General features: G+C 69.7%; 6 protein-coding genes. 4 read left to right on the plus strand and 2 right to left on the minus strand.

The features are described 5' to 3' along the window. Positions 1–133 (minus strand): Rv1486c family protein (locus E2E34_RS37665; RefSeq protein WP_500691584.1); only part of this gene is annotated, 133 nt, incomplete at its 3' end. A gap of 124 nt (positions 134–257) precedes the next feature. Between E2E34_RS37665 and E2E34_RS32150 the strand changes: the two genes are divergently transcribed. The 4 genes from E2E34_RS32150 to E2E34_RS32165 all read left to right on the plus strand — a co-directional run bounded on the left by E2E34_RS32150 (position 258) and on the right by E2E34_RS32165 (position 3,447). Beyond that, positions 258–1,055 carry an ABC transporter ATP-binding protein gene (locus E2E34_RS32150; protein ID WP_138905374.1) on the plus strand — a complete coding sequence of 266 codons (798 nt, stop codon included), beginning with the start codon at positions 258–260 and terminating at the stop codon, positions 1,053–1,055. Between the two features lie 59 nt (positions 1,056–1,114). Continuing rightward, positions 1,115–1,543, plus strand: coding sequence for an NfeD family protein (locus tag E2E34_RS32155; RefSeq protein WP_138905375.1), 429 nt, complete (start codon positions 1,115–1,117; stop codon positions 1,541–1,543). Between the two features lie 124 nt (positions 1,544–1,667). Continuing rightward, positions 1,668–2,597, plus strand: a complete 930-nt coding sequence (locus tag E2E34_RS32160; protein ID WP_138905376.1) for an SPFH domain-containing protein — start codon at positions 1,668–1,670, stop codon at positions 2,595–2,597. Positions 2,598–2,673: 76 nt separating this feature from the next. After that, complete coding sequence (locus tag E2E34_RS32165; RefSeq protein ID WP_138905377.1) at positions 2,674–3,447, plus strand: sulfite exporter TauE/SafE family protein; 774 nt, start codon at positions 2,674–2,676, stop codon at positions 3,445–3,447. A gap of 82 nt (positions 3,448–3,529) precedes the next feature. Here E2E34_RS32165 and E2E34_RS32170 read toward each other — a convergent pair. Then, on the minus strand, positions 3,530–4,033 hold a 504-nt coding region (locus E2E34_RS32170), incomplete at its 5' end, for an HNH endonuclease (protein ID WP_138905378.1).

The following is a 4,033-nucleotide window of genomic DNA, read 5'->3' on the forward strand; positions in this document are numbered from 1 at the left end:
CGGCGGTGAACTCCACCCGGTGCGCCGCGTCCTCCCCGACGATGGCGAGCGCGACGTGATCCGGCGATGCGAGTCCGGCCAGAAGGGCGTTTCCCCATGCGGCCAGTCGTCCTGAGCGAGGTTCGGAAAGCATGCCCCCAGCCTAGGGAACGGACCTACCAACCGGATCACTCGACCGGTGGCGTAGGTTTTCCCCTGGAGCTGTGCCTACAGGCATGCCCGACATTCTCGAGACTGCATGGGGAGACAACGCGCTCATGAGCGATGTACTGGAGCTGGTGGACGTATCCGTGGTCCGCGACGGACGCGCTCTGGTGGAAGACGTCTCCTGGTCGGTCAAGGAGGGCGAGCGCTGGGTGATCCTCGGCCCGAACGGCGCCGGCAAGACCACCCTGCTGAACGTCGCCTCCAGCTACCTCTTCCCGACCACCGGCAGCACCAGGATCCTCGGCGAGACGCTCGGCAGCCCCGGCACCGACGTGTTCGAGCTCCGCCCCCGCATCGGCATGGCCGGCATCGCGCTGGCCGACAAGCTGCCCCGCCGGCAGACCGTTCTCCAGACGGTGCTCACGGCGGCGTACGGCATGACCGCCACCTGGAACGAGGACTACGACGAGGTCGACGAGCAGCGCGCCCGCGCCTTCCTCGACCGCCTCGGGATGACCGCGTACCTGGACCGCAAGTTCGGCACGCTCTCCGAGGGCGAGCGCAAGCGCACCATGATCGCCCGCGCGATGATGACCGACCCCGAGCTGCTGCTCCTCGACGAGCCCGCCGCCGGTCTCGACCTCGGCGGCCGCGAAGACCTCGTCCGCCGCCTCGGCCGCCTCGCCCGCGACCCGTACGCCCCCTCGATGATCATGGTGACGCACCATGTCGAGGAGATCGCCCCCGGCTTCACCCACGTCCTGATGATCCGCCAGGGCAAGGTCCTCGCCGCGGGCCCCGTGGAGACCGAACTGACCTCCCGCAACCTCTCCTTGTGCTTCGGCCTGCCGCTCGTCGTCGAGCGCAGGTCCGACCGCTGGACCGCCCAGGGCCTGCCGCTCGGCTGACCCTCCGGGGCCCCGCCCGCACCCTGTCGGCGAAGACCGCCCGCACCTACCATGACCATGTGGACATCGACGCATGGGTGTGGTGGCTGATCGGCGCCGTCGGGCTGGGAATCCCGCTCGTGGTGACCGCGATGCCCGAGTTGGGAATGCTGTCGGCGGGCGCGGTCGCCGGAGCCCTGACCGCGAGCCTGGGCGGCGGAATCGTCGCCCAGGTCCTGGTCTTCGCCGCGGTCTCGGTCGCGCTGATCGCGGTCGTACGTCCGATAGCCGCCCGCCATCGCTCCGAGCGGCCCCAACACCGCACCGGCATCGATGCCCTGAAGGGGCGTCAGGCCGTCGTGCTCGAACGGGTCGACGCCGGCGGCGGCCGGATCAAACTCGCGGGCGAGGTGTGGTCCGCGCGGTCCCTCGACGCGGAACAGAGCTTCGAACCGGGCCGGCAGGTGGACGTCGTCGAGATCGACGGAGCGACGGCCGTGGTGATGTAACCGGCCAGGTGAGCCGAACACCCCGCACACCGGCCCGCGTTCTGGGAAGATTGATCATCAGATCGTCCGCGCGCGACCAGGCCGGTCTCCCGAGAAGCACGACACGAAGGGCACGGGAAACGCGATGTCATCCGTCATCATCGTCCTGATCATTCTGGTGGTGCTGGTCTTCATCGCCCTGATCAAAACGATCCAGGTCATCCCGCAGGCCAGCGCAGCCATCGTGGAGCGCTTCGGCCGCTACACGCGCACCCTCAACGCCGGCCTGAACATCGTCGTCCCGTTCATCGACTCGATCCGCAACCGGATCGACCTGCGCGAACAGGTCGTGCCCTTCCCGCCCCAGCCGGTGATCACCCAGGACAACCTCGTCGTCAACATCGACACCGTCATCTACTACCAGGTCACCGACGCCCGAGCCGCGACGTACGAAGTCGCCAGCTACATCCAGGCGATCGAGCAGCTCACCGTCACCACGCTGCGCAACATCATCGGCGGCATGGACCTGGAGCGGACCCTGACCTCCCGCGAGGAGATCAACGCGGCGCTGCGCGGCGTCCTCGACGAGGCCACCGGCAAGTGGGGCATCCGCGTCAACCGCGTCGAGCTCAAGGCCATCGAGCCGCCCACCTCCATCCAGGACTCGATGGAGAAGCAGATGCGCGCCGACCGCGACAAGCGCGCCGCGATCCTCACCGCCGAGGGCATCAGGCAGTCCGCGATCCTCACCGCCGAGGGCGAGAAGCAGTCCGCGATCCTGCGCGCCGAGGGCGAGGCCAAGGCGTCCGCCCTGCGCGCCGAGGGCGAGGCGCAGGCCATCCGTACGGTCTTCGAGTCCATCCACGCCGGCGACCCGGACCAGAAGCTCCTGTCGTACCAGTACCTCCAGATGCTCCCGAAGATCGCCGAGGGCGACGCCAACAAGCTCTGGATCGTCCCCAGCGAGATCGGCGACGCCCTCAAGGGCCTCAGCGGCGCCTTCGGCAACTTCAGCGGTGGCGGCCCCGGCTTCAACACCGGCCAGGAGCGCCGCCAGGAACCCCCCATCGACTGACCCCCTTCGACGGAGCCGGGCCCGCCTTCGTGCATGATCGGTGCTCCAAGCAACGATCACGCACGAAGGGCACACCGTGACCATCTGGGAGATGCTCGCCGTCTTCGCCGCGGGCGTCAGCGCCGGGACCATCAACACCATCGTCGGGTCCGGAACCCTGATCACCTTCCCGGTCCTGCTCGCCACCGGCCTCCCGCCGGTCACCGCGACCGTCTCGAACGCCCTCGGCCTCATCCCCGGCGCCATCAGCGGCGCCATCGGCTACCGCAAGGAACTCACCGGCCAGCGCCGCCGCATCCTGCGCCTCGGCTCGGCAGCCGCCGTCGGAGGCTTCTGCGGAGCGGTACTGCTCCTCGCCCTGCCCCCGACCGCCTTCGAGACCATCGTCCCGGTCCTGGTCGGCCTCGCCCTGGTCCTCGTCGTCCTGCAGCCCCGCATCACCGCGGCGGTCAAGCGCCGCCGCGAGCGCCTCGGCTCCGACAGTCACCCCGACCCCGACGGCGGCCCGCTCCTCATCACCGGCCTCCTGCTCGCCAGCGTGTACGGCGGCTACTTCACCGCCGCCCAGGGCATCATCTATCTCGCCCTCATGGGCATGCTGCTCACCGACACCCTGCAACGCGTCAACGCCACCAAGAACGTCCTCGCGGCGATCGTCAACACCATCGCCGCGACGTTCTTCCTCTTCGCCGCGGACTTCGACTGGACCGCTGTCGCCCTCATCGCCGTCGGCTCCACCCTCGGCGGCCAGCTCGGCGCCAAGATCGGCCGACGCCTGCCGCCGACCGCGCTGCGCGTCCTGATCGTGGCCGTCGGCACCGTCGCGATCGTCCAGCTCCTTCTGCGCTGAGGCGGCGCACAGAGGCCCGCCGCCCGAGAAGCCCCGAAGGGCTCCCCGGGAAGGCGGGCCAGGTACGGCGGGTACGAACTCCTTACGCGGGCTGCGCCAGCCACTGCGGCAGCGCGGAGCGCTCATCGGCTCCCAGCGCCAGCAGCATCGCGTCGGCGGGCGACGGCACGAACGGACGGTGCAGCAGCGGCATCCCCGCCTCTTCCGGCGTACGGTCCGCCTTGCGGTGGTTGTCCTCCGCGCACGACGCCACCGTGTTCAGCCAGCCGTCCCCGCCGCCCTGAGCCTTCGGCACCACATGGTCGACGGTGGTGGCGCGCCGCCCGCAGTAGGCGCACCGGTGCTGGTCCCGTATCAGCACACCACGCCTCGACCACGGCGCGTGTCTTCGGAAGGGCACCCGGACGTACCGGCACAGCCTGATCACCTGGGGGACCGGAAGGTCCACGGCGGCCGCACGCATCCGCAGGCCGGGGTGTGCCTGTTCGACGACGGCCTTGTCCGTCAGGACAAGCACCACCGCCCGGTTCAACGTCACCGTAGACAGCGGCTCGAAGCTCGCGTTCAGTACCAGCGTGTCCCGCAT

The sequence above is a fragment of the Streptomyces albidochromogenes genome (assembly GCF_005981925.1).
Taxonomy (GTDB): Bacteria; Actinomycetota; Actinomycetes; order Streptomycetales; family Streptomycetaceae; genus Streptomyces; species Streptomyces albidochromogenes.

Excerpts from the sequence above, each read along its gene's own strand:
- E2E34_RS32160 (WP_138905376.1), top strand. The coding sequence starts at position 1,668 with ATGTCATCCGTCATCATCGTCCTGATCATTCTGGTGGTGCTGGTCTTC.
- E2E34_RS32150 (WP_138905374.1), top strand. The coding sequence starts at position 258 with ATGAGCGATGTACTGGAGCTGGTGGACGTATCCGTGGTCCGCGACGGA.